Origin of the sequence: Tenacibaculum discolor (genome assembly GCF_003664185.1) — a bacterium.
Classification (GTDB): Bacteria; Bacteroidota; Bacteroidia; order Flavobacteriales; family Flavobacteriaceae; genus Polaribacter; species Polaribacter discolor.
In genome coordinates, this window is record NZ_RCCS01000003.1 from 1 (window position 1) to 1586 (window position 1586).

The following is a 1586-nucleotide window of genomic DNA, read 5'->3' on the forward strand; positions in this document are numbered from 1 at the left end:
TCTGCTTCGGTTCCGGTGTTTCCAGCATCTAACCATGTTTGATACGCAGATTTTCCGTCTACTCCATCAACTCCATCTGCCCCGTTAGCTCCTGTTGCTCCAGTGTCTCCTTTTAAAGAAGTGATAAAATCGGCTTCGGTTCCAGTATTTCCAGCATCTAACCATGTTTGATATGCAGATTTTCCGTCTACTCCATCTGCTCCGTTAGCTCCTGTCGCTCCAGTGTCTCCTTTTAAAGAAGTAATAAAGTCTGCTTCGGTTCCGGTATTTCCGGCATCCAACCATGTTTGATATGCTGATTTTCCGTCTACTCCATCAGCTCCATCTGCCCCGTTAGCCCCTGTTGCTCCAGTATCTCCTTTTAAGGAAGTAATAAAGTCTGCTTCGGTTCCGGTGTTTCCAGCATCTAACCATGTTTGATACGCAGATTTTCCGTCTACTCCATCAGCTCCGTTAGCTCCTGTCGCTCCGGTGTCTCCTTTTAAGGAAGTAATAAAGTCTGCTTCGGTTCCGGTGTTTCCAGCATCTAACCATGTTTGATACGCAGATTTTCCGTCTACTCCATCAACTCCATCTGCCCCATTAGCTCCTGTTGCTCCAGTGTCTCCTTTTAAAGAAGTGATAAAATCGGCTTCGGTTCCGGAGTTTCCTGCATCTAACCATGTTTGATATGCTGATTTTCCGTCTACTCCATCAGCTCCGTTAGCTCCTGTTGCTCCGGTATCTCCTTTTAAAGAAGTGATAAAATCGGCTTCGGTTCCGGTGTTTCCGGCATCTAACCATGTTTGATATGCTGATTTTCCATCTACTCCATCAGCTCCGTTAGCTCCTGTTGCTCCTGTGTCTCCTTTTAAAGAAGTAATAAAATCGGCTTCGGTTCCGGTGTTTCCTGCATCCAACCATGTTTGATATGCTGATTTTCCGTCTACTCCATCTGCCCCGTTAGCTCCTGTTGCTCCAGTGTCTCCTTTTAAAGAAGTAATAAAGTCTGCTTCGGTTCCGGTGTTTCCTGCATCCAACCATGTTTGATATGCTGATTTTCCGTCTACTCCATCAGCTCCGTTAGCTCCTGTTGCTCCGGTATCTCCTTTTAAAGAAGTAATAAAGTCGGCTTCGGTTCCGGTATTTCCAGCATCTAACCATGTTTGATATGCTGATTTTCCGTCTACTCCATCAACTCCATCTGCCCCGTTAGCTCCTGTTGCTCCAATGTCTCCTTTTAAAGAAGTGATAAAATCGGCTTCGGTTCCGGTGTTTCCTGCATCTAACCATGTTTGATATGCTGATTTTCCGTCTACTCCATCAGCTCCGTTAGCTCCTGTTGCTCCGGTATCTCCTTTTAAAGAAGTGATAAAGTCTGCTTCGGTTCCGGTATTTCCGGCATCCAACCATGTTTGATATGCTGATTTTCCGTCTACTCCATCAGCTCCGTTTGCTCCTGTTGCCCCTGTATCTCCTTTTAAAGAAGTGATAAAATCGGCTTCGGTTCCTGTATTTCCGGCATCTAACCATGTTTGATATGCTGATTTTCCATCTACTCCATCAGCTCCGTTAGCTCCTGTTGCTCCGGTATCTCCTTTTAAAGA

1 protein-coding gene is annotated in these 1586 nt (G+C 45.5%); it reads right to left on the reverse strand.

The window, feature by feature from the left end; genetic code table 11:
* Positions 1–1586: beta strand repeat-containing protein (locus tag C8N27_RS15815; protein ID WP_208639295.1), on the reverse strand; the 1586-nt coding region annotated here is incomplete at both ends.